21 protein-coding genes are annotated in these 25,659 nt (G+C 37.1%); 3 read left to right on the top strand and 18 right to left on the bottom strand.

What is annotated here, in order from left to right; all coding sequences use genetic code 11:
• Positions 1 to 4 precede the first annotated feature (4 nt).
• Complete coding sequence (locus ACK1U5_RS00885; RefSeq protein WP_087875634.1) at positions 5 to 7,477, bottom strand: DUF7507 domain-containing protein; 7,473 nt, start codon at positions 7,475 to 7,477, stop codon at positions 5 to 7.
• Between the two features lie 116 nt (positions 7,478 to 7,593).
• Between ACK1U5_RS00885 and ACK1U5_RS00880 the strand changes: the two genes are divergently transcribed.
• Complete coding sequence (locus ACK1U5_RS00880; RefSeq protein WP_050822045.1) at positions 7,594 to 8,343, top strand: (S)-benzoin forming benzil reductase; 750 nt, start codon at positions 7,594 to 7,596, stop codon at positions 8,341 to 8,343.
• Between the two features lie 35 nt (positions 8,344 to 8,378).
• Here ACK1U5_RS00880 and ACK1U5_RS00875 read toward each other — a convergent pair whose 3' ends face one another.
• From ACK1U5_RS00875 to ACK1U5_RS00850, 6 genes are all read right to left on the bottom strand, one after another.
• Positions 8,379 to 9,212, bottom strand: coding sequence for a GNAT family N-acetyltransferase (locus ACK1U5_RS00875; protein WP_000615375.1), 834 nt, complete (start codon positions 9,210 to 9,212; stop codon positions 8,379 to 8,381).
• A 66-nt stretch (positions 9,213 to 9,278) separates the two neighbouring features.
• Positions 9,279 to 10,787 carry an argininosuccinate lyase gene (gene argH / locus ACK1U5_RS00870; protein WP_000813964.1) on the bottom strand — a complete coding sequence of 503 codons (1,509 nt, stop codon included), beginning with the start codon at positions 10,785 to 10,787 and terminating at the stop codon, positions 9,279 to 9,281.
• A 101-nt stretch (positions 10,788 to 10,888) separates the two neighbouring features.
• A complete protein-coding gene (locus tag ACK1U5_RS00865; RefSeq protein WP_000751366.1) occupies positions 10,889 to 11,998 on the bottom strand; it encodes a serine hydrolase in 1,110 nt (369 codons plus the stop codon).
• A gap of 117 nt (positions 11,999 to 12,115) precedes the next feature.
• On the bottom strand, positions 12,116 to 13,048 hold the full coding sequence (locus ACK1U5_RS00860) for a nucleoside hydrolase (protein ID WP_000756459.1): 933 nt from the start codon (positions 13,046 to 13,048) through the stop codon (positions 12,116 to 12,118).
• A gap of 124 nt (positions 13,049 to 13,172) precedes the next feature.
• Positions 13,173 to 14,606: a sodium/pantothenate symporter gene (gene panF, locus ACK1U5_RS00855; RefSeq protein WP_001104819.1), complete on the bottom strand. Its 1,434-nt coding sequence runs from the start codon at positions 14,604 to 14,606 to the stop codon at positions 13,173 to 13,175.
• A gap of 3 nt (positions 14,607 to 14,609) precedes the next feature.
• On the bottom strand, positions 14,610 to 14,888 hold the full coding sequence (locus ACK1U5_RS00850) for a YhdT family protein (RefSeq protein WP_000656239.1): 279 nt from the start codon (positions 14,886 to 14,888) through the stop codon (positions 14,610 to 14,612).
• Between the two features lie 274 nt (positions 14,889 to 15,162).
• Here ACK1U5_RS00850 and dhaS point away from each other — a divergent pair, with 274 nt between their 5' ends.
• A complete protein-coding gene (gene dhaS / locus ACK1U5_RS00845) occupies positions 15,163 to 16,647 on the top strand; it encodes an aldehyde dehydrogenase DhaS (protein ID WP_000080279.1) in 1,485 nt (494 codons plus the stop codon).
• Positions 16,648 to 16,696: 49 nt separating this feature from the next.
• Here the strand turns inward: dhaS and fabG are convergent, their stop codons facing one another.
• Positions 16,697 to 17,437, bottom strand: a complete 741-nt coding sequence (gene fabG, locus ACK1U5_RS00840; protein ID WP_000395043.1) for a 3-oxoacyl-ACP reductase FabG — start codon at positions 17,435 to 17,437, stop codon at positions 16,697 to 16,699.
• 275 nt (positions 17,438 to 17,712) lie between these two features.
• Between fabG and ACK1U5_RS00835 the strand changes: the two genes are divergently transcribed.
• The gene (locus tag ACK1U5_RS00835; protein WP_001035818.1) at positions 17,713 to 17,862 is read left to right on the top strand and encodes a YfhD family protein; all 150 of its coding nucleotides are present in this window, start codon (positions 17,713 to 17,715) and stop codon (positions 17,860 to 17,862) included.
• A 73-nt stretch (positions 17,863 to 17,935) separates the two neighbouring features.
• On the opposite strand, the gene ACK1U5_RS00830 is transcribed toward ACK1U5_RS00835, so the two are convergent.
• The 10 genes from ACK1U5_RS00830 to ACK1U5_RS00785 all read right to left on the bottom strand — a co-directional run bounded on the left by ACK1U5_RS00830 (position 17,936) and on the right by ACK1U5_RS00785 (position 25,656).
• Positions 17,936 to 19,789 carry a terpene cyclase/mutase family protein gene (locus ACK1U5_RS00830; RefSeq protein WP_069605277.1) on the bottom strand — a complete coding sequence of 618 codons (1,854 nt, stop codon included), beginning with the start codon at positions 19,787 to 19,789 and terminating at the stop codon, positions 17,936 to 17,938.
• A 99-nt stretch (positions 19,790 to 19,888) separates the two neighbouring features.
• Positions 19,889 to 20,314: a divergent PAP2 family protein gene (locus ACK1U5_RS00825; protein ID WP_000447820.1), complete on the bottom strand. Its 426-nt coding sequence runs from the start codon at positions 20,312 to 20,314 to the stop codon at positions 19,889 to 19,891.
• 79 nt (positions 20,315 to 20,393) lie between these two features.
• Complete coding sequence (rarD, locus tag ACK1U5_RS00820; protein WP_000535537.1) at positions 20,394 to 21,335, bottom strand: EamA family transporter RarD; 942 nt, start codon at positions 21,333 to 21,335, stop codon at positions 20,394 to 20,396.
• A gap of 92 nt (positions 21,336 to 21,427) precedes the next feature.
• Complete coding sequence (locus ACK1U5_RS00815; RefSeq protein WP_000871346.1) at positions 21,428 to 21,676, bottom strand: DUF1294 domain-containing protein; 249 nt, start codon at positions 21,674 to 21,676, stop codon at positions 21,428 to 21,430.
• A gap of 183 nt (positions 21,677 to 21,859) precedes the next feature.
• Positions 21,860 to 22,258: a hypothetical protein gene (locus ACK1U5_RS00810; RefSeq protein ID WP_000367289.1), complete on the bottom strand. Its 399-nt coding sequence runs from the start codon at positions 22,256 to 22,258 to the stop codon at positions 21,860 to 21,862.
• Between the two features lie 42 nt (positions 22,259 to 22,300).
• Positions 22,301 to 22,525: a hypothetical protein gene (locus tag ACK1U5_RS00805; RefSeq protein WP_000752383.1), complete on the bottom strand. Its 225-nt coding sequence runs from the start codon at positions 22,523 to 22,525 to the stop codon at positions 22,301 to 22,303.
• Between the two features lie 15 nt (positions 22,526 to 22,540).
• A complete protein-coding gene (locus ACK1U5_RS00800) occupies positions 22,541 to 23,590 on the bottom strand; it encodes a P-loop NTPase (protein ID WP_000957509.1) in 1,050 nt (349 codons plus the stop codon).
• A gap of 72 nt (positions 23,591 to 23,662) precedes the next feature.
• Positions 23,663 to 23,899: a molybdopterin converting factor subunit 1 gene (gene moaD / locus ACK1U5_RS00795; protein WP_000583943.1), complete on the bottom strand. Its 237-nt coding sequence runs from the start codon at positions 23,897 to 23,899 to the stop codon at positions 23,663 to 23,665.
• A gap of 4 nt (positions 23,900 to 23,903) precedes the next feature.
• A complete protein-coding gene (moaE, locus tag ACK1U5_RS00790) occupies positions 23,904 to 24,368 on the bottom strand; it encodes a molybdopterin synthase catalytic subunit MoaE (RefSeq protein WP_069605278.1) in 465 nt (154 codons plus the stop codon).
• Positions 24,349 to 25,656: a molybdopterin molybdotransferase MoeA gene (locus tag ACK1U5_RS00785; RefSeq protein ID WP_113710636.1), complete on the bottom strand. Its 1,308-nt coding sequence runs from the start codon at positions 25,654 to 25,656 to the stop codon at positions 24,349 to 24,351. Before ACK1U5_RS00785 ends, moaE begins: the two co-directional genes overlap by 20 nt.
• Between the last annotated feature and the right edge of the window lie 3 nt (positions 25,657 to 25,659).

The raw sequence follows: 25,659 nt of genomic DNA, 5'->3' as shown, positions 1-25,659 counted from the left end.
GTATTTATTTTTTATTTATTTGCAAATGATTACACGGAGAACATTGAAAAGGAATTTTCCCTAAGCAATTAAGATTCGTTTCACAAATTTGTTCTATCGTTGGAACAAATGGAATGACAACTATGTTACTTTCTACCATTTGTGTAACAGGTGGCAATACTGTGCCTACTTGATGTTCGAAACGCATACTCGCTTGATTTATATAATTTCCTGAACCATTTGGCGCGCTCTGCACTACTACTTGGAACGAAACTGTCCGTGCTTCACCTGGATTTAAATTTCCTATAATAAAACCTGATACTGGGTTTACATTTGGCACTGGCGTATTATCAATCGTTACAGTTCCAAGGACAAATTGAACACTACTATCTAACATATCTTGAAAACGAATATTTTGTATTGCTGTATCCCCCGTATTTGTAATAACTGTCGTAAACGTAATAACATCGCCAATTGTTGCTGCCTGTAAATTTGCCGTTTTTACGACTGTCGTTGAGACATTTTGAGAAATAAACGGGATAACAACTGTATTGCTATCACCTTCAACTACTACTGGCGGCTCATTCGGATTTACAGTTGCGAGCCCATTTGCTATAGCAGTATTTGTAACTAAATTATTTATTTGTCCTCCTGTTATTAAAACTTGGAAATTAATAATTGCTGCGTCATTTGGCTGAAAATCACCTAACGGAATACCGGTATTCGGATTAGCAAATGGAAGAGGTACATCATTTACCGTTACCGTGCCATTTATAAATAAAGTATTCGAATCAATGATATCTGTTAAAACAATATTCGTCACAGGAACTGTACTGTCATTTATAACGGCAATTCCATAAGTGACAACATCTCCTACCATCGCTACTTCAAAGTTTGCTCCTTTTGCAACAAATAAGATTGCAGTATTTACCGTCACTATAACTGTATTGCTCGTATCCATCACTGTAACTGGAGGCTCCCCTGGTACTAAAATATATTCTGCTAACGCCCCAGCAACGTTCACTACTGTACCACCATCTGGAAAGCTCGTAATCGTAGCTTCATATGTTACAATCGCCGTCTCACCAACTGGAATGTCTACAATCGTAAATCCAACCTGCGGATTTACTCCCGGACGAGCTACTCCATTTACAGTTACACTATTTGGTACAAAAACAGCTTCCGGAGATAGGACATCGATAAATTGAATATTCATCGCATCAGCAGTACCAGTATTTAATATTCGAACCGTATACTTTACTGTTTCTCCTACTCCAACAATTGAATGATCTACTTCTTTTTGCATATCTAAACTGCCTCTATTTACTGGTGTGACTGTCGTATTACTTGAATTCGTAATTGTAAACGGAGGTTCTCCTGGAATTAATTCAAAATCACCCGTTACTCTTGCTGTATTCATAATGCTACTAGAAGGCGGAACTGCGATTACATTTACTTCAAATGTAATTAATACGCTATCCCCTACTGCAAGATTAGGCAATGCAAAGCCTACAAATGGATCTAAACCTACTTGCGGAATCCCATTTATTTGTACACTTCCAGGAACGAATTCTAAACTAGGTGATGGAACATCGCTAAACTGAACGTTCGTCGCTGTTACCGTTCCCGTATTTGTAACTTGCACACTATACGTTAACGTATCTCCTAATCGTGTCGCTTCTTTATTTACAGATTTTATAACGCTGAATCGTCCTCTATTCACTCTAGTTATCGTCGTATTACTCGGCTCTGTTACTACAACCGGTGGCTCTCCTGGCACTAAAGTAAAGCTTCCTGTTATATTTGCAACGTTCGTAATTGTTCCTGATGACGGGATGTTTGTAACTGTCGCTTGAAACGTCACTATAACTGTTTCACCAACTGGGATATCTCCAACTCCAAATCCAGTAATCGGATTTAAGTTTGGTTGCGGGGCTCCATTTATCGTTACACTATTTGGTACAAATGACGCACCTGTTGAAATCGTATCAATAAACTGAACATTGTTAGCTGTTACTGTTCCTGTATTCGTTATTTGCACTGTATACGTCAATACATCTCCAACTAGAGTAGCGGCTCTATTTACTTGTTTAATAACATTAAAGCGTCCTCTATTTACAGTTGTGAGTGTTGTATTACTTGGCTGATTTACTATAACTGGTGGTTCTCCTGGTACTAAAATAAAGCTTCCGGTAACATTTGCCGTATTGGCAATTGTTCCGTTTGACGGAACGCTAACAACTGTTACTTGGAATGTGACTTCTACACTTTCACCTGGAGTTATATCCGGAAGTGAGAAGCCAGTGTTAGGATCTAATCCAGGCTGTAACACACCGTTTATCGTTACACTATTCGGTACGAATGTTATAGAGGATGGTAATACATCACTATATTGAACATTCGTCGCTATCACTGTTCCCGTATTTTGAACTACTGTTGTATATGTGATTGTATCGCCTACTGCAACAACCGGCTGACTTACTGATTTTAAAACATTCAAACCAGATTCATTTATTTCTGTTAATGTCGTGTTACTTGTCGTCGTTTCAGTAATAGGCGGCTCTGTTTCACTTACAGCAAACGTAGCCGTAACGTCCACAAAGTTAACAACTGTTCCACCTTGAGGTATGCTCGTTACCATCTCTTGGTATGTGACAAGTACAAAATCACCTACAGGTATATCTGGAACTGCAAAGCCTATGAACGGATCTAATCCTGGTTCTGGCACTCCGTTTATACTCACACTTCCTGGAACAAATGCTACACCACTCGTACTAGAATCAAGAAATTGGACATTCGTTGCCGGTACCGTTCCAAAGTTAAAAATTAGTACATCATAGGTTAATATTTCCCCAACCGTCGCTGCCTCTTTATCTACTATTTTTACTGGAAAAATTGAAGCTATATTAATTGTCGTAACGACTAAATTCGTTAATATCGTTTGCGTAATTGGTGGCTCCTGCGGATTCGGTTGTGAAGTAAATGTAACGTCAGCATCATTTAATATGACTTCATTATCAGGAATTTCCGTAATGGTCACTTGGAACGTTACAGAAATACTCGCACCAGCATTTAATAACGGACTAACTGTAAAACCTATTTCTGGATTTAATCCAGGTTGCTGTATTCCACCTATCGTTACACTGTTGTCAACAAACGTCGTCCCTTCTGGAATGACATCTTGGAAGAGTACATCTGTAACAGGGATAATTCCTACATTCGTTATTAGCACTGTATACGTTAATACATCCCCAACAGCCCCAGTTGCAATATTTACTGTTTTTATTGCTGTCACTTCACCAGGAGGAGGTAACGGTATTGTAACTACCGTTGTATTACTTGAGTTCGTTGTTGTTACAGGTGGTTGTAAAGGATTCAATAAGAAAGTAGCTGTAGCAGACGCTGTGTTTAGAACTGCCCCAAGCGTTGATGGTGCAACAACTATCACTTGGAATGTTACTGTCAATGATGTGCCAGCTGCAATATTAGGAAGCGGGAAACCAATATTTGGATCAAATCCAGGTTGAGGCGTTCCATTTATCGTTACACTATTTGCTACAAATGTTGTTTCTGGAGCAATCGTGTCAATGAAAGAAATATTTGTAGCTGCAACTGTACCTGTATTTCGTATAACAACAGAATATGTGTAAGTCTCTCCAAGTGCTGCTTGTTGTACAGATGAAGATTTTTGTATAGTTAGTCTCGCTGTATTTACTTGTGTTACTACAAAATTACTATTTGTAGTAGTCGTTATAGGAGGTCCTGCCGGATTTATAAGGAAACTTGCAGTAACATTCGATTGATTTCTTATATTCCCACCACTCGGAACGCTTGTCACTGTCACTTGGAACGTAATTGTAGCAGTTTGCCCAACTGGAATATTTGTAACAGGAAAACCCACTATAGGATTCGCACCTTGCTGAACGACTCCATTAATCGTTACACTATTCGCTACAAATGTAGCTCCAGATGGGATTGGATCTTGAAAAATAATATTCGTTGCGGGGACAGTTCCTGTATTTTGAATAAGAATCGTATACGTTAACGTATCTCCTACACCTGCTTGTGGTGTATTTACACTTTTTATTACATTAATTGATCCTACATTCACTCGCGTCACAACAATATTACTAATCGTTACAATTGTAATTGGTGGCTGGAGAGGACTTACTTGGAAATCAGCAGTTACATTCGCATTATTCGGAAGAACTCTATTTGGTGGTACACTCGTGATTGCCACTTGGAAAGTAACTGTTACTATACCTCCTACTGGAATATTAGCAAGTGGAAATCCAGTTGTCGGGTTTAAACCTGGTTGAGGTGTCCCGTTTATTGTTACACTATTCGCTACAAAAGTGGTTCCAACTGGAATCGGATCAAGGAATGATACATTTGTCGCTACTACCGTTCCACTATTTTGTATAGCAACTGTATATGTTAGTGTATCTCCTACACCTGCTTCAGTAGCGCTTACACTCTTCATTACATTTAGTCCTGAGGAATTCACAACTGTCATAACAGTATTACTTGGAACCGTCACAGTAATTGGTGGCTCTGTTGGATTTACAAGAAAATCTCCAGTTACATTCGCGTTATTTACAACATTATTCCCTGGCGGAATTTCATCAATTAATACTTCAAATGAAATAATTACACTCGCGCCAGTAGGTAAATCATTTAATGGGAATCCTAGTCCTGGATCTGCCCCCTCTTGTAAAACACCATTAACCAATACACTATTTTCAATAAATAATGTCCCTGGCGGAATTGAATCTTGGAAAAATACACTTGTAGCTGGTACACTACCTGCATTTATAACTTCGATTGTATATACTAAAACATCTCCTACCGTTGCCACATTCGTATTCACTGCTTTCACAACTTCAAAGTTCCCTGATTGTACTGTCGTATTCACAACATTACTCGGTACATTGATTGTTACTGGTGGTTCATTCGGATTCACTTGAAAGCTTGCTGTTACATTTGCTTGATTTAAAATATCTTCATTTTCTGGATTCTGTACAATTACTACGTCAAATGTGACTACAACCGTTTGAGCCGCAGGAATATTTGGAAGAGAGAATCCTGTATTCGGATTTAGTCCACTTTGCTGTACTCCATTAATTGTTACAGAATTTGCAACGAAGGAAACAGCGGAAGAAATAGTGTCTTGAAATAACACATTTGTTAGCGGAACGTTTCCTGTATTTTGAACGGCAATCGTATATGTTAAAGTATCTCCTACTGCTGCTTGTGTTGTATTCACTTCTTTTATTACATTTAAACTGCCTGTATTAACTTGTGTCACAACTGTATTCGTTTGTCTATTAATCGTTATTGGCGGCTGATTCGGAATAACGACGAAATTAGCAGACACATTTCCGCGATTCGGAATCGTACCTCCTGATGGCGTAGAAGTTACTCGTACTTGAAATGTAACTGTCCTAGTCCCACCTGGAGATATGTTAGCAACTGTAAAGCCAGTTGCCGGATTTGCCCCAGGTTGCGAAATTCCATCTACAGTTACACTATTTGTGATAAAAGTCGTTCCAGTTGGGATTGGATCTTGAAAAATAACATTCGTCGCAAGTACATTTCCTGTATTTTGAATTGTTACCGTGTACGTAAGAACGTCGTTAACCGTTGCAAAAGCTTTATCCACTGTTTTTCTCGTTGTTATATCAGCTATATTAATTGTCGTAACTACAGTATTGCTTGTCGCTTGCCCTGAAACTGGTAGTTGACCAGGTACTGGAGTAAAGTTAAATGTTACACTCGCACGGTTTGGAATTGGATTGACAAGAGGGTTTGATGTCACTCGAACTTGAAAGCGCACTACAGTCGTTTGCGATGCATTAATACTTCCAAGATTAATACTACTTGCTGGATTCGCTCCTGGACGTGCTACCCCGTTTACCGTAACGCTATTTGCGACAAATGTTGTTCCAGCAGGGATACTATCAACAAAAATAACATTGTTTGCAGTGATGTTTCCATTATTCGTTACATTAACCGTGTACGTTAATACATCATTAAGTGTTGCCGTCTGTAGATCTACAGACTTTTGCATACTTATAGTTGCTTGATTCACTGTCGTTTGTACTGTATTTGAAGAAGACGTACTTGCAATAGGAAGGCTACCAACGAAAGGACGAAATTGGTAAGACACCATTGCACGATTTGAAATAGGATTTGGATTTGGAAACGATGTAATTCTTACTTGGAATGTAACGATTCTTTGAGCATTATTTGGTATCGTTCCTAAATTAATTCCACTAGCTGGATTCGCACTTGGTTGTGTTACTCCACCAACCGTTACACTACCAGCTATAAATGCTGTGCCGTTCGGAATACTATCTTGTAATATAACGTTGTCCGCACTTCCTGTTCCTGTATTCGGAACTGTAATCGTATAAGTGAGAATATCTCCTATACCTGCAACTGCTTTATCAACAGATTTGACAGGATTTATAATCGGTCCCGTCGCATCAATTTGAACACCAAAACCAGCCGCTGCATAACCATCACCATTTGTAACGAACCGAACGGTTGCTGACGTTTGATTATTTACTAATGATGATGAAGCATCTACGTTTGTAATATCCCATCCTTGTCTTCGAACAGCCAAAGCTATCCCTAATGGCTGATTCAAATCTCCAAACGTTCCGGTTGTATCTAATTCCCCAAAGTCATTACAAATTTGAGATTGAAAGAAATTATTTGCCGGATTTCTCGGTCCGAATAATGCAACTGTAGCATTTGGGTTTGGTCCAAAGCGAAGTTGATCTCCAGAAATGTTGGAATCTCCCTCTTGAACAGTTACGAGTACTCTTCCTGTAACAGCTCCTGTAGCTGGAGTAGCAAATCCTGAAATAGTAGCATCAACAGGCGGGGATGAAGCATCAATAATTTCTTGGCCTGCATAAACTGACAAATTCCGAAGAGGTAAACTTGCATTTTGATATACAACCTCAAGCGTCCAGCCAGCTGAACGACTGATTGTTGGATCAGCTGAAGTTCTTGCAGCGGGCACAGCACCTGTTGTATATGTGCCTGCCCCACCTGCACTAACAAGATTCGTTACATTAGCAGAGCGAGCATAATAAAACTGATTTCCTACTGAACCTTGCTGCGCGGTAGCGGGATCTGGCGTAACAGCAAACGTCCCTGATGGTGTTGTAAATGTAATATCATCATTTAAAAATGGTAAAACATCTTCCGTATCAGTCCGAAAAGTACCAGCCCAAACTAACTCTGCATATAGCACACTACTCCCCGCCGGAAGATTTAAAATTGCACTTGAAGAATTCAATTGCCATTCATCCGTCGTTCCTGCTGGGAACCCTGGTACTTGCAGCGCTGTATTTACCGTAGTAAACACAGCAAGTGTACCAAAAATATTACCTGGCGCAGGTGATGTAGGACTAAGCCCTAACGTGTTCCCAGTGAACGTGACGGCACCAGGTACTGTTGTTGTAAAACGGTTTATAAAAGGCACACAATCATCTCATTTCATTTATAGTAAAAAGTGCTCTATACTATGAAATGTAGACAAACTATGCAATGTACGTTGTCCAACAAAATTCCGCACATACGAGAGGAGTTTATAAAACTATGCGCTACGTTATCATAACAGGAACTTCACAAGGTTTAGGTGAGGCTATTGCCACTCAATTGTTAGAAGAAAGTACAACTGTCATCTCTATTTCTAGAAGAGAAAATAGAGAACTTACTAAACTTGCAGAGCAATATAACAGCAATTGCATTTTTCATTCCTTAGATCTTCAAGATGTACATAACTTAGAAACTAACTTTAAAGAAATCATTTCATCCATTAAAGAAGACAATGTATCCTCTATTCATTTAATTAATAATGCAGGTACAGTTGCACCTATGAAGCCGATTGAAAAAGCAGAAAGTGAACAATTCATTACGAACGTTCACATTAATTTACTTGCACCTATGATTCTTACATCTACGTTTATGAAACATACGAAAGAATGGAAAGTAGATAAACGCGTTATAAATATTTCATCTGGTGCAGGAAAAAATCCTTATTTCGGATGGGGCGCTTATTGTACGACGAAAGCTGGTGTAAATATGTTTACACAATGCGTAGCAACTGAAGAATGGGAAAAAGAATATCCAGTAAAAATCGTCGCTTTTGCCCCCGGTGTTGTTGATACAAATATGCAAGCACAAATTCGTGAAACAGCTAAAGAAGACTTCACAAATTTAGACCGCTTCATTGCATTAAAAGAAGAAGGAAAGCTATTATCACCTGAATATGTTGCGAAAGCTATTCGTAACTTACTAGAAACTGAGGAATTCCCTCAAGGCGAGGTTATTAGAATTGATGAATAACAAAAAGGCGTGCTAAAATAGCACGCCTTTTTGTTTTACTTCTCTAAAAATATGAGCACAGATTCCGCAATTTGTTCATAACCAATTTCTTGATAAATTTTATTAGATGTCGGATTCGCTAGATCAGTATATAACGTAGTCGTCTGATAGCCTTCATCTAACATACGTTGACTAAGTGCTGCTACACAATGAGATGCATACCCTTTTTTCCTTGCTTCTTTCGGCGTATATACAAAATTGACTGTTATATTATTTTTAGTTGGTCTCGTTTTTGCAGCTACAGAAACGAGTTTCCCATCTACTTCCAAACCAAACAGTCGATTTGTAATTATTAATGTATACGCAGTTTGTTTTGCTTCTTCTTTCGTAGTAGGAAGCTTTACGTCTTCACAAAATTGATATATCCACTGTTCTATTAATGGTAATTCATCATTATTTACCGCTCGGAAAAGTCCATTCGCATTACACTTCTTCTTTACTCTGTTCAGCTCATACACACCTTGCTCCATTGCAACATTCGTTTTTTTATTTTCTAATACGGCAATCTCTTCCGCTAATTTCTGTACAATTTTCTTATTACCGATCAATCCAGGAATATCCGGATATACTTTCGTTAATTCTTTTGCAAGTTCCTCAATAGTTACTCCCGCAATTTCAGAAGTTGCAACAATGATTTGTTTCTTCTCTTCTGTTTGCAGAAATACAACCGCAATTTCTTCTCCTTGTTTCGCTATCCCCATAAATATCGGTTCTTGGACCATTTGTAATACACCTAATATGAGATTGTTTTCCTGCTCATTCTTTTCTAGAAATGGTGTAACATCTTCTTTAAAATGAAAAATCTCTTCATATACATGTAATTGAATCATCGACAATCTCTTCTCTCTATTCATAGTTTAATTAAGTATTGGCGATTAATTCATCAAATCCCTCTTTTACGATTCAATAATATTCAAAGCTAATGTATTCAAAGCATTTTCAGCTTGTAAAATTCTCTGTTTTTCCTTTTCAAATACATCTTCTTCTTTTTGAAATGACTCTTTTCGATTTTTGATCATGCGCTCCATCTCTTTTTTACTCGGTCCACCGTATACATTTCTTTTTTGAATAAAAGCTTCTGGCGATATAATTTCTTTCCACTCTTTTTCTAATAAATTTATTTTAAAATGTTCTTGCAAGTACATATTTACCTCTTTGAAGTGTAATTCATGTAGTTCTTTTTTCTGCTCCAATGACATATTTGCAATAGCACTTGCTGCATGATGAGCATGCCGAAATGGAATTCCATAGTTTTTTGTTAAAACATCGGCGAAATCCGTTATCGTTATTGCATGTTTATAGGAACGACTTTTTAACGTTTCTTCTTCTACTTTCATCGTTCGGATCACTGCATTCATCATACAAAAAACACGAATTGCCTTTTCAATCCCTTTATATAAATATGGCTGCAAGTCATCTTCCGTATCGACAATATCACCAAATGGTGTATTATGAATCATTTGAAATACTGTAAATGCTTCTCCTAAAGCACTACTCGTAATTGCACGAGCATGTTCAATTGAAACCGGGTTTCGTTTTTGCGGCATAATACTACTGATTTGTACATATGACTTTGCAACAGTAATACCGTCATATTCTTTCGTTGCTAACAACAAAAAGTCATGAATCCATCTACTCGTATTCGTCATCATTACCATAAGTAGCGAGCTAACTTCTAATAAATAATCCGCTCCAGCAACAGCATCATATGAGTTCTCAATTACATTTGTAAATCCAAGTAGATGAGCAACTCGTTCTCGTTTAATCGGGAAACTTGTTGTAGAGAGTGCAGCCGCCCCCATTGGAGACTGATTTAAAAGCTGGTACGTTTTTTTCATTCGTTCTAAATCTCTTTGCATCGTATCATAAATTGCTAACGTATAATGACCAAATGTTGTTGGCTGTGCTGGTTGTGTATGTGTATAAGCTGGCATGATCGTTTCCTTATGATCAGCAGCAAGTTGCAGTACACTTTCTTGCAATAACAAATGATGTTCTATTAATCGTAATACATATCGCCTTAAACTCATGCGATACATCGTTACGCCCATATCATTTCTACTTCTACCAATATGCATATTACTTACAAAATCGCATTTCGCTTCTTGAGAAATTAAATGTTCGACTAAAAAAAAGAGATCTTCATGCTGCTCTGTATAGAGCAATTGCTCTTCTGGAATTCCCTCTACCTTTTTTAATGCGTGTAATATAACTTTAGCTTCTTCCTTTTTCATTAAATTTTCTTCCGTCAGCATCGTAATATGTGCTTTATGCACTTGAAACATATCTTTCAATAAGTAATTTCGTTGAAAATCAAATACATGTTGTAATACACAATCCACATATGTTTTCCCAGGGAAATCAGCGCCTTCACTCTTTATAAACTCTTCTTTACTTTGTTTCATCACCTTTTCCCCTCTCACCTAAGTATTACTACCCATCATACCCAGAGATAGAAAAAAAGTGCTTGTACATAAAAATAAACTCGGTGCTCTCTGCACCGAGTTTATTTAATAAAAGTCGCATCATACTTATCACTTTGCAACACTTGGAAATGCAAGTTTGCTAAATGCTTCCGTATTTCTGCACTATCGTCTTCATTTAAATTATTCGCCAAAAACACAATTTCTGTACAGTTTCCACGTTTATCCATAGCATAAACTGCTTTTGTAACCGTCCATGGTGTGTAACCATTCTTTTGCCCCGCATGTCTGAATGTTTTACGGTATTTCTTGGCACTCATGTCTGTTTCAACGATATTTGCCCACACTTTTTCTTCAGCCTCTGTCAAGCCACCTTTATGGTTTGCCTTTTGAAGTAATACCATATAATCATTTGCAGAAGCTGCTGGTAATCTATCTGACCAAATTTTGTCGTAACGTTCCTCTAAATAAAGCGGAATTTCCTTCTGTAATAATGGTCCCTTCTTCTTTAAGCGTTCATGAATAATCATCGCATATTCACGATATTGCTCTTGAGACATTTCTTTTAACTTTTTCTCTATTTTATATTTTGGAACATGTAATTCTTTATGCAAATATCCCGGGATATACAAAGATGAAACGATTGGAAATAGTGGTTGATGTGCAGGAAGTGATAAACTTTGTAAATTTCGATTGATGTTATCTAATCCTAACAATTCCATTAAGTATTCAGCATTTGCATTCGAACTAAACTTAACCATTCCTTTTGCCACTTCTTCTAAAGAAACCGCTCCTTCAGTTATCTTGCCCGTCTTCTCCAAATACTTTTGCCATCTATCTTGTGCACCACCATCTGTATTCGGCACATAATAACGATTCACATCATTAATCGACACGAAACTAGAAGAATCAATTTTCCCTTCAGTAACTTGTTTCGTATATTCAAGCGCCACAATTAATTTCATCGTACTAGCAACTGGCAATACAACATTTGGGTTTACAGAATAAACAACTTTATCATTTCTCTTTACTAGAAGCGCACTATTTTTTTCATCTTTATGTTCTTCAATAAAAGATGCAATATACTGTGCATCATCATTATTTGAACTCCACACTTTTTTCACTAAAAAGTTACCCGATATTAGCAAAACAAAAATACCCACAATTACTGCGCATACTATAGTTTTTTTCAAGTAAAATTCCTCTCCTATTGTGTAACTCTTCTCTATTTATCATTTAAAAACAAAATAATGGAGATGGTCATTTAAATAACCATCTCCATTATTTTAACTTGTATGCTCCTATTATGTCTACGTCATAAATTTCACAAAATCCTCAAGAAACTTTTTATAATGTAACGACCAACCAATTCGCACCCAATTTTTTAATGCTTTTGCATCAGGTTGAGGCCGAAAATCAGCAATACTCTCTCCTTTTGCAATTCCAACTGTATCTACATCGACACGACGATATACATAATCTAAAAGGGATGGATTTGCCGCAACCATCATTGTAACGACGTCATGTACTGGACTTCCTTTTATTTTCGGATTTAACTTTCTATAAGCTTTATAATAGTACGTAAATATCGGCTCAATTAACTTATTAAAACTCGTTTTAGAGTGTTTCGTAATATATTTTACCATTTCCGGTGTAATAATTGCTTCAGATGTAACGTTAAGTGGCACTAATGTTACATTTTTGGCATTTTGCATAACTAATTGTGACGCAATGGGATCACCATGAAAATTCGCCTCTGCGACTGGTGTTACATTGCCAGGCATTAAGAAAGCACCGCCCATTATATAATATTCTTTCACATACTTCATCATCGGCTTTTCTAAAATAAATGCTGTCGCTAATGTTGTTGATCTACCAGCATCGACTATTATTAATTCTCCTTTATATTTTTCAAGAAGATCAAAAAATGTACAAAAAGGCTTTATATTTGGTGAAAAAGTTTTTGGAGGTTTAATTGGCCCTAAACCGTCTGTCCCATGAATTTCTGGATAATACGTCGTAATATCTCCGGATAAAGGAATTTTCGCACCATTAATAACAGGTATATCTTCCCGTCCTGCCATTTGCAATAAATATGCGGCATTACTTGTCGCCTTTTCTTGTGTTACATTTCCATATCCCGTTACTACACCAACAATATCAATATCAGGATGCAACAATCCATACATAATTGCTAAAGAGTCATCAATGCCTGGGTCTCCTAAAAATAATACTTTTTTCATCGACCTCAACTCCATCCCCTCAGTTGTTATTAATTTATGAATAACCGTGGATATACAGAATAAAAAATGAACAAATTCACACAAAAAAACGCAGTCTTATAAGGACTACGTTTCTTCAGCTAACCTATACTGTTTTTTTTACAGCACTCATACTTCCAATGATGTAAGCGATAAACGCAAAACAAATCGGGAAGACAACTGTATGTATACCGAACGGATTTGGATAGAAAAGATGAATACACATATATGAGCCTACCCCAACTAAAATAGACGCAAGCGCTCCTGTAGCATTTCCTTTCCTCCAATATAACCCTAATACGATTGGCCAAATGAATGCTGCTTCTAATCCACCGAAAGAAAATAAATTTAGCCATATTAAAAAATCTGGTGGTTTAATTGCCGCTGCATAAACGAGTAGTCCTACAATACCCGTAATCCACAAACTTCCTTTTTTTATCGTACTGTCTGCTGCATCTTTATTTATGTAATTTACGTATATATCTTTAATAATTGACGAGCTTACAAGTAATAATAAAGAGTTTACTGTAGACATAATCGCTGCCATCGGTGCAGCTAAGAAAACTCCAGCTAACCAAGGTGGCAACACTTCCATCGCAAGTAGCGGCATTACTTTATCTGGTACCGTTATACCTGGAAGTACTACTCTTGCAAATACACCTGTTAAATGCATACCGATCATAATTGTGCCAACGACAACGGTTCCAATTATTAAAGCTTGGTGCATCGCTTTTGAATTTTTATAAGACATGGCACGCACGCTAATTTGCGGTAAACCGACAACGCCAATTCCAATTAAAATCCAAAATGATGTAACATATGATTTCGTTAAACTGCCATCTGCTCCGAATGGTGTAATTAACTTTGGATTAATTTGAACAAGTTCCTGCATAATCTTTTCAATTCCACCACCAGCAATGACAGTAGCAATTAAAATGATTGTTGTTCCAACTAACATAATGATTCCTAATAATGTATCTGATAGAGCAACTGCACGAAATCCACCAATTAATACGTACACAAGTACAGAAAAAGTAAATAAAAATAGTGCTGTTGTATACGATAGCCCCGTTAGTGACTCGATTAATCGTCCACCACCGACCCACTGGGCTACTGTCGCTGAAAATAAAAAGATAATAATACATAACGCAGAAAGTATAACAACTGCTTTATTATTGTATCTCCCTTTTAAATAATCGATAAGAGTAATTGCTTCCATCTTCCTAGCGATAATTGCAAACTTTTTACCGATAACCGTTAAAACGATATACCCTGTTACAACTTGAATCGCAGATAACAGTACCCATCCAAGACCCATATTGTAAGCAATACCAGGGCCACCAATAAAGCTACTTGCACTACCGTACGTAGCAATCATTGTCATCGCTAATAATAAACCGCCTAGCTCACGCCCACCAAGAAAATATTCTTGCAAAAATTTATTATGAGCAGTTGCTTGCACGCGTCTTGAAGCATATACACCAATTAAAAATACAACGATAAACGAAATTATCATTGGAATGATTACATACCAATTCATCTATTATTCCTCACTTTTTTCTTCCTCATCGAGTGAAATATCTTGAAATACAAAACGAACAACTAAACTAAGTAAAATAACCATAACGATAAATCCAACGATACAGCTATAAAAAAACCATGCGGGAAAACCTAATACATATGTATATTCATTCGGATTTTTACTACCAAGCCCATAAGCAAATCCGTACCAAATTATAAAATTAATAATAGCAAGTCCAAGACCAATTAACGCTTCTCTATGGGCTATTCGAAAGCGTGGATCATCATGATAATCTTTCATTTTTACCCCTCCTCTCACGATGTATTATTGTACCATTGTTCTTCTAGTTTTTCCTACTAGAAAGCAAAAACAAGCAGGATTTTTTTATAATCATATAGAAGATTCTCTTACATTACATATTTTTTACAATTGTAACACAAATGAAATTTGAATTTTCAGTATTTCTTAATTATGATTTTAATTAGAGGCTTTCCATCTAGTTTCCACATCCTTGATTTCGGAATAAGCGCCGTCTCGTACTGCGTTTACATTATATTTTCAAGGGGGTTATACAATGAGTCAACTAGCTGTAAATCTTCATGAAAAGGTAGAGAAGTTTCTTCAAGGTACAAAAAAGTTATATGTGAATGGATCTTTCATTGAAAGCGCTTCCGGCAAAACATTTAAAACACCTAACCCAGCAACTGGTGAAACACTTGCCGTCGTTTCTGAAGCTGGTCGCGAAGATATTCATAAAGCTGTAGTCGCAGCTCGTATGGCTTTTGACGAAGGTCCTTGGTCTCGTATGAGCACTGCTGAGCGAAGCCGTCTCATGTACAAGTTAGCTGATTTAATGGAAGAACATAAAGAAGAGCTCGCACAGCTCGAAACATTAGATAACGGAAAGCCAATCCGTGAAACAATGGCAGCAGACATCCCACTTGCAATTGAGCATATGCGCTATTACGCTGGCTGGGCTACGAAAATCGTTGGTCAAACAATTCCTGTTTCCGGTGATTACTTTAACTATACACGCCATGAAGCTGTTGGTGTCGTTGGTCAAATTATTCCTTGGAACTTCCCGCTTCTTATGGCAATGTGGAAAATGGGAGCAGCGCTTGCTACAGGATGTACAATCGTTTTAAAACCTGCAGAACAAACTCCACTATCTGCTCTATACTTAGCTGAATTAATTGAAGAAGCTGGATTCCCGAAAGGTGTTATTAATATCGTACCTGGATTCGGTGAATCAGCTGGACAAGCTCTCGTTAATCATCCACTCGTTGATAAAATTGCATTTACCGGTTCTACTCCTGTCGGTAAACAAATTATGCGACAAGCATCCGAATCATTAAAACGCGTTACACTTGAGTTAGGCGGTAAATCACCAAATATCATCTTGCCGGATGCTGATTTATCTCGTGCGATTCCTGGCGCACTTTCTGGTGTTATGTTTAACCAAGGACAAGTATGCTCTGCTGGATCACGCTTATTTGTTCCGAAGAAAATGTATGATAATGTCATGGCTGATCTCGTCCTCTATTCTAAAAAACTAAATCAAGGTGTCGGTCTTAACCCTGAAACAACAATTGGTCCTCTCGTTTCTGAAGAACAACAAAAACGTGTAATGGGCTACATTGAAAAAGGGATTGAAGAAGGCGCTGAAGTACTTTGCGGAGGAAGTAATCCATTCGATCAAGGCTACTTCGTTTCTCCTACAGTATTCGCTGACGTAAATGATGAAATGACGATCGCAAAAGAAGAAATTTTCGGTCCAGTTATTTCTGCAATACCATTTAACGATATTGATGAAGTAATTGAACGTGCAAATAAATCACAATTCGGCTTAGCGGCTGGTGTGTGGACAGAAAATGTTAAAACAGCACACTATGTTGCAAGCAAAGTACGTGCAGGTACAGTGTGGGTAAACTGTTATAACGTGTTTGATGCAGCATCTCCATTTGGAGGATTTAAACAATCTGGTCTTGGCCGTGAAATGGGATCTTATGCATTAAATAACTATACAGAAGTAAAGAGCGTTTGGCTTAACTTAAATTAATGAAAAGAACCTGACCTATCCGGTCAGGTTCTTTTCATTATGTATTCCTTTAAACTTGCAGTCCTCCGCTCACATTTAATACTTCACCTGTAATATAAGATGCGTATTCTGATGCTAAAAAGGCTGCTGCGTTCGCAATATCTTCTGGCGTTCCAATTCTACCAACTGGAATAGCGCCAACCATCTTTTCTTTCACTTTATCTGGTATCGTTTTGGTCATATCTGTATCCATAAACCCCGGACAAATCGCATTACAAGTAATACCGAAACTTCCAACTTCTTTCGCTGCTGTTTTCGTTAATCCTACAACTCCAGCTTTCGTTGCAGCATAATTTGCCTGTCCAATATTCCCCTCTCTACTTATAGAAGAAATATTAATAATTCTTCCATATCCTTGTTGTCTCATATAAAGAAGCGCTGGTTGCATACAATAAAAAACTCCAGTTAAATTCACTTGTAATACTTGTTCCCAAGCAGATTTCTCCATTTTATGTAACATTGCGTCTCTTGTAATTCCAGCATTATTCACCAAAATATGTAATGTACCAAATTTTTGAACCGCATATTCAATTAACGACTTTGCTTCATTTTGATTACTCACATCACATCGATATGAGCACACTTCATATCCTTCATCTGATAACTCACGTGTCGTTTTTTGTAGCGTCTCTTCATTTACATCGCTAATTAATACTTTCGCCCCTAGCTTTGCATAAACCCTTGCAATCTCTTTTCCAATTCCCTGTGCAGCTCCTGTTACAACAGCTGTTTTCCCATTTAAAAACTCCATTCCTATCCCCCATTTCTATTACTTATACTGTATATTTCGGCTTTTTACTTTCCAACTCCTCTTTGTATAAAAAAGTCTATTTGTGTCAAACTAACTTTGCAACGTCGCATAAAGTGAAACTTTAATCAGTGGGAAGTTTGTTCATCCCCCACTGATTATCAGCCCTCACCAATCGGGCATTTAATCTCCCACCTAGCTTCTTTGTTCCATCTGAGTTTTAAGGTGGGAGTTTTACTACCCGTTATGCGGGATAAATTGCAAGGAGATTGTGTCGAATGAATAAAAAAAATTTCAAACAAAGCAAAACAACTGATGGCATTGATGTTGAGTTCTCTCGCGAACTCGCTGACCACAATGACTTAGAAGCAAACGCACGTGCAAATGCCGCTGATGCACGTCAAAAGCGCCAATCAACCGAAAAATAAGGTACATCACAACCTTATTCTTTTCAAAAGGGACCTACTACCCAACAAAATAAACCGAGAGACATCTCTCGGTTTATTTTCTATATTTTTTTGCATAATGAGCCAAAGTAAGCAACGGATATATATGAGCATAACTATGATAACGAATATAAAACCCACCTGGTAAACCTGTTCCAGTAGGATATTTTTCATTTATATAAGGGTTGGAGAGCAAATATGAAATACCTTTTCGAATAACTGGCGTTTCTTTATCATAGTAAGAAATGAGGGCATCTAACGCCCATGCTGTTTGGGATGGTGTACTAAATGGCAAAGTAACAAATCTTTTTTCCACACTACTTTGGCAAGATTCTCCCCAGCCACCATCTTCATGCTGTATATGTTCAAGCCATAAAACGGCTCGTTTCAATGATGAATCGCTAGATGGTATTCCTAGTGACCGTAAACCAGTCAACACTGCCCACGTACCATATATATAACAAATTCCCCATTTCCCATACCACGATCCATTTTCCTCTTGTACATTCATTAACCAATTTATCGCACTTTGTTTTTGTTTCTCGGGCAATTCATTTTGCGTATACGTTCCGAAAAATTCTAACACTCTTCCTGTAATATCTGGTGTAGAAGGGTCTGTAATCATATCACTTGCATTTTCGATTGGTAAATTTGCTAATATACGGCTCGTTACCCCTTTTTCAAAAGCCCCCCAACCACCATCATTATTTTGCAATCCTTTAACCCAATTAACCGCTCGCTTCCAAGCATTATCTACATTTTCGTTCCCTCTACTTCGCGCCAATGCTCTTAACACAGCAGTTGTATCATCAATATCTGGAATCGTCGTATTCACATCCGAAAAGCCCCAACCACCCGGGAAGAGATCCGGTGCATGTACACTCCAATCTACTTTCTTCCTTTGCTGTTTTCTTAGTAAATATGCTGATGCATTTTGAATCACTTTACTTGCTTTCGGAACTTGAGCTTCTTGCAAAGCATAACTGAGTAAAGCTGTATCCCATATAGTTGATGGAGAGTTTTGCAAATGGCTCCCTCTCTCCACCTTCCATATATAAGATGTAATTCCCATTATAGCCTTCTCAATAATTGGTGATTGAATAGAATGTCCTAATGCAAGTAAAGCATAAATCATATAAAACGAGGCAGTTGCGTAGCTATATAATGTTCCATTTTCATCAATACGCTCTTTCATAAAACGTTCTACTTCCTCATATCCTTTATGATGCAAAGAAAGTGGATACGTTATAATTTTCTTCACGTCACTTACTAACGTTTGAAAAACTGGAGACCGATCCTCTCGAAACCATTCTCCGCCCCCGCCTGCAATGTGATTTAAATTTGGCAATAACTTTTTCCCTACTCGAAATCTTTTATTTAAACACAACATCATCGGAATTAAATGAATACGTGCTGAGCTACTCAATTCAAATATACTGAGAGGGGAATCATTCTGCAGAAACATAATTGGTGTTGGCAAATGAAAAAGAGAAGGATATTCATATTCTCCATGAATCGCTAATAAAAACTTCGTCATAAAATGAGCACGTGCTACCCCACCGCGCTCATTTATAAACATTTCCGCTCGCTTCATATTCGCATCTTCTTTTGTGTATTTTTCCGATGCAAGTAAGGCGGCATAAGATTGAATGGTAGCTGATAAATTACCTCCCACCTCATCTTCATACAATTTCCATGTTCCTTCATTTGTTTGAAGTGATGCTAATCTTTTCACAAACGGTTCTATCTCTTTATCTCTACCTAATAATTTTAATAAAAAAATCATATGGCAATCTGTTAATGGAGCTCCTTCAAAACAAAACCGCCACGTACCATCTTGCCGTTGCATTGTTTGAAGTGCAGTTGTTCTTCTCGCTATTTCTTCATGCACTTTTTCATATAATAACAAGTTACTCACCCACCCTTTCGAAATCCGTATAACGATATTCAAAAAGGTAGCTGAATATGTATAAAAACAAAGAAAAGCAGAACATATAAAATGTTCTGCTCATAAACAATACCCTACTCCGACAATAATTCCTAATAAAGCACCGACTACTACTTCATACGGTGTATGCCCAACAAGTTCATTTAACTTCTTATATTCTGTTTCTCTACCGTGAAAAAAGTCATTCAATATTTTTGCTTGTTTACTTACTGCAAGCCTTACTCCTGAAGCATCATACATAACAATAATGGCAAAAATAGTAGCAACCGCAAACATCGAGCTTTCCACACCTTCCACTACTCCAACTCCTGTAGCAAGCGCTGTAACTGTTGAAGCATGAGAACTTGGCATCCCACCTGAAGCAAAAAACTTTGCAAAATCAAATTCACCTGTTTTAACTAATTTAAAGACTACTTTCGTTAATTGTGCTAAAAACCATGAAATTACAGCTGCCATAAGCGGATCATTATGTAAAATTGTTTCCATGTTCTCAGCTCCTTACTAGCTATAATGGAAATCCTATATAGTATCAGTATAAAGAAAAATGCGTAGAAAATACTACGCATTATGATACTTTTGCTGATTTATTTTTTATAAATTTCGGTTGTTTCTGCACTAAAAACTTAGTCTTCGCTACCGAGAATACAAATAATGCAACCCATATACAGAAAAATGCAATCATATGAGTAGATGTGAAATGTTCACCAAATACGAATACACCTAAAATTAAGCTAATTGTTGGTGCAATATATTGTAAAAAACCTACCATATAAAGCGGAATAAGTTGGGCTCCTTTTGCAAAATAAAAAAGTGGTAGAGCTGTAACAATACCCGCTCCTATTAATAGTAATGTCGATAACATTGAGATAGAGCCAAATGAGCCGAAACCATGTACTCCTGTCATTACTAGATAAATAATCGCAAACGGCGTTACTAACATCGTTTCCATCGTAAGTCCAATTGTCGCATCATAGTTTAACAATTTTTTCGTTAATCCGTATAATCCAAATGAAAGGGCAAGTGATAAAGAAACCCACGGGATAGCCCCGAAACGTACTGTTAAAATGATAACCCCCACTCCAGCTAAACCAACTGCAACATATTGCCAGAAGTTTAACTTTTCCTTTAAAACGACTGTACCAAGTAAAATACTAATAAGCGGATTAATATAATAGCCAAGACTCGCTTCAATAACATGATTATGATTAACGGCCCATATGTAAACAAACCAGTTTCCACTAATCAAGACTGAAGCTATTGTTAATGACATTAATAATTTAGGTCGTTTAAAAAGATTCACAAATTCCCCAATAAACTGGCGAAACCTCTTCGTAACACCTAATACGAGTAACATAAAAACAAACGCCCAAACGATGCGGTGTGCTAATATTTCATCTGCTGGAACTTCCTCAACCCATTTCCAATAAATCGGTAGGATTCCCCACATCGTGTAAGCACCAGCCGCATATAGTATCCCTTTTTTTTGCTCTGCTGATTGACTCCCCATCTTCCTTTTTCTCCTCTTCTCATTTTTTCTCCATTATACGGTCTCACATGCTCAATTTACCAATAATCAATCTGCATTTCTTTCGACATTTCTCATACAACGAATAATAAACATACCGTTATTACAACAAGTAACGGTATGCCGAAAACAAATTTCTTTTTATGAGTTTTATGATGAAACATATACATGCCAATCCAAGCTCCAACTGCTCCCCCAGCTGCCGCTGATAAAAACAACGTACTTTCTGGCGTTCTCCACTGTTTCTTCTTCGCTTTTCGTTTATCGAGCCCCATAAGGCTAAAAGCTATAATGTTAATAATAAGAAAATAAATCCATTTCATCGCTTTCTCTCCTTATGAAAAATTCGCTTAATGGTAACACGAAAAAACGACGGAAACAACTGAAGAACTCTTTTTATCCAACTAGTTTCATTCCTTTTTCTTAATTAGTTACCTTCATATTTACATAACCAACTAAAATAGCAGTTAAAGCATTTAATATAGAAAAATGTTATGAGCAGAATCCTATATTTCATTACATTCATCCACTACCATATCATCAAAAAAATTGCTCTCAATCACTTTCTCATCAAAACGAAGAACTACAATTAGCCCTACATATAAAGAAACAAAATTTAGAAACCATTCCCCATTCTCATCTTTCTTAGCTAAGCATTTAAATATCTCTTGAAATTGCATACGCTCATCTGTCGCAACAACCGGTCGCACGCCAAAATATTTCAATACAAGATGTAGGTTGAGCTGCACGGATAATGATAAAATATACTTTAATAACTCGGTATAATGAGCAACATTTTTTTGACTATATAACTTCACAAGCTCTTGATGTAAAGTAGAAATTGATAATTCTTCTTTAGTCACTTTTGTTGCTTCTATCATTTCAATCATCTTTTTCATATCCATTCCATTTACCCCTCCCGTTACAAAACAAAAGCCAAAGTATACTTATTTTATAATCAACAATAATTGATTATTTCTCGTCTCTCTTTCTTCTTCACTTACTAAGTCATACTTTTTTAAAAGATGAAATACATCATTTAATATTTCTTGTGAGTGATTACCTTGTAAAAAATTTTTTAACCCTTTAAAAATCTCTTCTGATAAAAAACTCTTTTGACTTTCAAGCTTATTCATCACATCTTCAATAGAATGATCAATGTTACATGCCATACTAAACTTCCCCCTCTATCCTCTATAAATAATATCCTCAGCTAACGATGTAAACACTTCTCCAACAAGAGAATCTTCATCATATACAGATGAACCATTATTTTCTTCACGTTTCGCAAAAGGTATTTGAGCAATTACTTCTGTTTGCAATTGTTCTGCAAGCATTTCGCCGCCGCCTTTTCCGAAGAGATAATTTTTCGATCCATCTTGTTCTTCATAATAAGCCATATTTTCCACAATACCTAAAATCTCATGCTTCGTATGTTTTGCCATTACACCGACTCTTGAAGCAACGAATGAAGCTACATTGTGCGGAGTTGTAACAATTATTTCTTTCGCTTGCGGAATCATCGCTGCAACATCGATCGCAACATCTCCTGTACCTGGTGGTAAATCAAGTAATAAATAATCTAATTCTCCCCAGTGCGTATTCGCAAGAAAATTTTGAATCCATTTATTTAGCATCGGTCCGCGCCACATAACTGGGTTATTTCCTTCTGTAAAAAATCCCATCGACATGATTTTAACACCGTGACTAATGACTGGAATTGCCGTTTGATCAATCATCGTTGGTTTCTTATTCGTTTCCATCATAGCTGGAATACTAAAACCATATATATCTGCATCTAATATCCCCACCTTTTTGCCCATACGCGCTAGTGCAGTTGCAAGATTAATTGTCACCGTTGATTTTCCAACTCCGCCTTTTCCGCTCGTTACAGTAATAAAACGTACTCCTGAATCCGGGCGAAGCATGCTCGGCATACCAGTTTCTGTTCTAGTATTTTTCTTTAATTTCTCTGTTAAAGCTGTACGTTCTTCTTGTGTCATAGAACCAAATGTTACTTCCACTTTAGAGGCACCAATTGCGTGAAGTGATTCTTCAATATCTTGTTGAATTTTTGCTTTTAACGGACAACCTTGGATTGTTAGTACTACTTCAAGTTTAACCTCTGTTCCGTTCATTTGTATATTTCTAACCATATTTAATTCTACAACACTTTTGTGTAACTCTGGATCCTCTACATGTTTTAATGCATTCATTATTTGTTCTTGAGTAAGCATAGAACTCATCCCTTCTCTTATTCTAATTTATATACAACATTTTCTTGGCGCTTCATCTGGTGAAAAAGCTTATCATCCACCGCTAACAGGCGGGATTAATGCGACTATATCTCCAGCTTTTATCATCTCTTCATTCATTACAAACTCTTCGTTAACAGCGACCATCACTTTATCCAACGATTGTAAACAATAGCTGGCTTTAAGCCATTCTTTTAATTGTTGCACTGTCATTTCTTGCTTTTCTGAAATCACTAATCGATCCGATCCAACTTCCTCACGCAAATTTGCAAACAATAAAATTATAATCATTTTCTCATTCTTCCTTCTTTGGTTTTCCTTCTGGATATGGTGTATTTTCAAGTTGATCTCCAATCCACATCGTTCCATCTTCCCAAAATTCTTTTTTCCAAATTGGAACAATTCGTTTTATACGTTCAATCGCGTACTCATTCGCTTCATAAGCTACTTTACGATGCGGTGATGAAACTGCAATGACTACCGCAATATCCATTATTTCTAGCTGCCCTACACGGTGCGTAATTGCTACTTTTGTATCCGGCCATCTTTCACAAATTTCTTCTCCAATTCTCATAAGTTGTTTTACTGCCATCGGTTTATATGCTTCATACTCTAAATGTAGCGTTCGTTTTCCTTTTGTTAATTCTCTCACCGTACCAATAAATGTTGTAATCGCACCTGCTTCTCTTCTTGCGACTTTATTCGTTACTTCTTCAACTAAAATCGGATTATCTACAATCTCAAATAGCACTTGTTCCATTAAAACCACCTCTCACTTTATGAAATGTCCAAGGCCATTCACTACCTTCGTTATCTTCTAATAAAAGAACATCGACAAACATATCTTTTTTATATCCTCTTGTCCCGCCCGGCAATACGATAAACGCGTTGGATTCTGCCAATGAAGAAACTGAGCTAGATTTATCAAACCCTGATGGATAAACGATTAATTTCCCCTCATCATATTGCAATTCTGCTCGTACAAATCTTGTAAATGGATTCGGTTTTAGAAAATCTTCTCCTAATAACGCTTTTTCTCTTTTTAAATGTACTTTTTCACTAAACATATACGTCCGAATACACGGTCTTACGAATAATTCAAACCCTACGTAACAAGCTGATGGATTTCCTGATAAACCAAATAATAACTTGCCATTTAATTGTGCTACAGTCGTAACACTTCCTGGTCGCATTGCAACTTTATTAAAAAGAACAGATGCACCTAACTTTTCGTAAATAGCTGGTAAATAATCATAATCTCCTACTGATACACCGCCCGTTGTAATTAACATATCTACTTGGCCAAGCGCTTCTTTCACAGCTGTAAAACACGTATTAAAATCATCACTAAACTTCCCAAAATATTTTACTCTTCCGCCCGCTCTTCGAATTTGAGACAATATCATGTACGTATTACTGTTTCGGATTTTCCCTGGCTGTAATGAATCATTGACATCCAGTAATTCACTCCCAGTCGCTAACAGTCCAATTACAGGCTTTCTCGCAACTGGTACTTCACTATAACCGAATGTAGCAAGAAGAGCTGAAATACCTGGATTAATGTACGATCCCTTCTTTGCAAGAACTGTTCCTTTACGAGCATCTTCACCTTGAAAAGAAATATTGTCGCCCGTTTTGAATGATCGCTTCACTTCCATATAATTGTTGCCATTCTTCTCATATTGACGAGTCAGCTCTAACATAACAACCGCATCACACCCATTCGGAATTTGTGCTCCCGTCATAATTCGAACTGCTTGAAACGGACCTACTTTCTCATGGAATAGCGATCCTGCGCCAATTTCACCCATTACTTCAAATACAATTGGCGTTTCATAACTTGCTAAATTAGTATCTTCTGCTCGAATAGCAAATCCGTCATACGGCGAACGATTAAATGACGGCACATCATGGTCAGCTACTAAATCCTCTGCTAATATACGTCCATAAGCTAATTCAATTGGTAATAGCTCCTTTAAGCCTTTATCAGCAAATCCCATCACTTTACGAACAGCTTCTTCAACCGTAATTGGCACTCTTCTTTCCATTAT

The sequence above is a fragment of the Bacillus sp. XB1 genome (assembly GCF_053557995.1).
The sequence above is the reverse complement of the archived record's forward strand: the minus strand, read 5'-3'. Positions and strand labels throughout refer to the sequence as shown.

Bases quoted from the DNA above. Each gene is read 5' to 3' on its own strand.
- ACK1U5_RS00880 (WP_050822045.1), top strand. From the start codon at position 7,594: ATGCGCTACGTTATCATAACAGGAACTTCACAAGGTTTAGGTGAGGCT.
- ACK1U5_RS00875 (WP_000615375.1), bottom strand. From the start codon at position 9,212: ATGATTCAATTACATGTATATGAAGAGATTTTTCATTTTAAAGAAGAT.
- argH (WP_000813964.1), bottom strand. From the start codon at position 10,787: ATGAAACAAAGTAAAGAAGAGTTTATAAAGAGTGAAGGCGCTGATTTC.
- ACK1U5_RS00860 (WP_000756459.1), bottom strand. From the start codon at position 13,048: ATGAAAAAAGTATTATTTTTAGGAGACCCAGGCATTGATGACTCTTTA.
- panF (WP_001104819.1), bottom strand. From the start codon at position 14,606: ATGAATTGGTATGTAATCATTCCAATGATAATTTCGTTTATCGTTGTA.
- ACK1U5_RS00850 (WP_000656239.1), bottom strand. From the start codon at position 14,888: ATGAAAGATTATCATGATGATCCACGCTTTCGAATAGCCCATAGAGAA.
- dhaS (WP_000080279.1), top strand. From the start codon at position 15,163: ATGAGTCAACTAGCTGTAAATCTTCATGAAAAGGTAGAGAAGTTTCTT.
- fabG (WP_000395043.1), bottom strand. From the start codon at position 17,437: ATGGAGTTTTTAAATGGGAAAACAGCTGTTGTAACAGGAGCTGCACAG.
- ACK1U5_RS00835 (WP_001035818.1), top strand. From the start codon at position 17,713: ATGAATAAAAAAAATTTCAAACAAAGCAAAACAACTGATGGCATTGAT.
- ACK1U5_RS00825 (WP_000447820.1), bottom strand. From the start codon at position 20,314: ATGGAAACAATTTTACATAATGATCCGCTTATGGCAGCTGTAATTTCA.
- rarD (WP_000535537.1), bottom strand. From the start codon at position 21,335: ATGGGGAGTCAATCAGCAGAGCAAAAAAAAGGGATACTATATGCGGCT.
- ACK1U5_RS00815 (WP_000871346.1), bottom strand. From the start codon at position 21,676: ATGAAATGGATTTATTTTCTTATTATTAACATTATAGCTTTTAGCCTT.
- ACK1U5_RS00810 (WP_000367289.1), bottom strand. From the start codon at position 22,258: ATGGATATGAAAAAGATGATTGAAATGATAGAAGCAACAAAAGTGACT.
- ACK1U5_RS00805 (WP_000752383.1), bottom strand. From the start codon at position 22,525: ATGGCATGTAACATTGATCATTCTATTGAAGATGTGATGAATAAGCTT.
- ACK1U5_RS00800 (WP_000957509.1), bottom strand. From the start codon at position 23,590: ATGCTTACTCAAGAACAAATAATGAATGCATTAAAACATGTAGAGGAT.
- moaD (WP_000583943.1), bottom strand. From the start codon at position 23,899: ATGATTATAATTTTATTGTTTGCAAATTTGCGTGAGGAAGTTGGATCG.
- moaE (WP_069605278.1), bottom strand. From the start codon at position 24,368: ATGGAACAAGTGCTATTTGAGATTGTAGATAATCCGATTTTAGTTGAA.
- ACK1U5_RS00785 (WP_113710636.1), bottom strand. From the start codon at position 25,656: ATGGAAAGAAGAGTGCCAATTACGGTTGAAGAAGCTGTTCGTAAAGTG.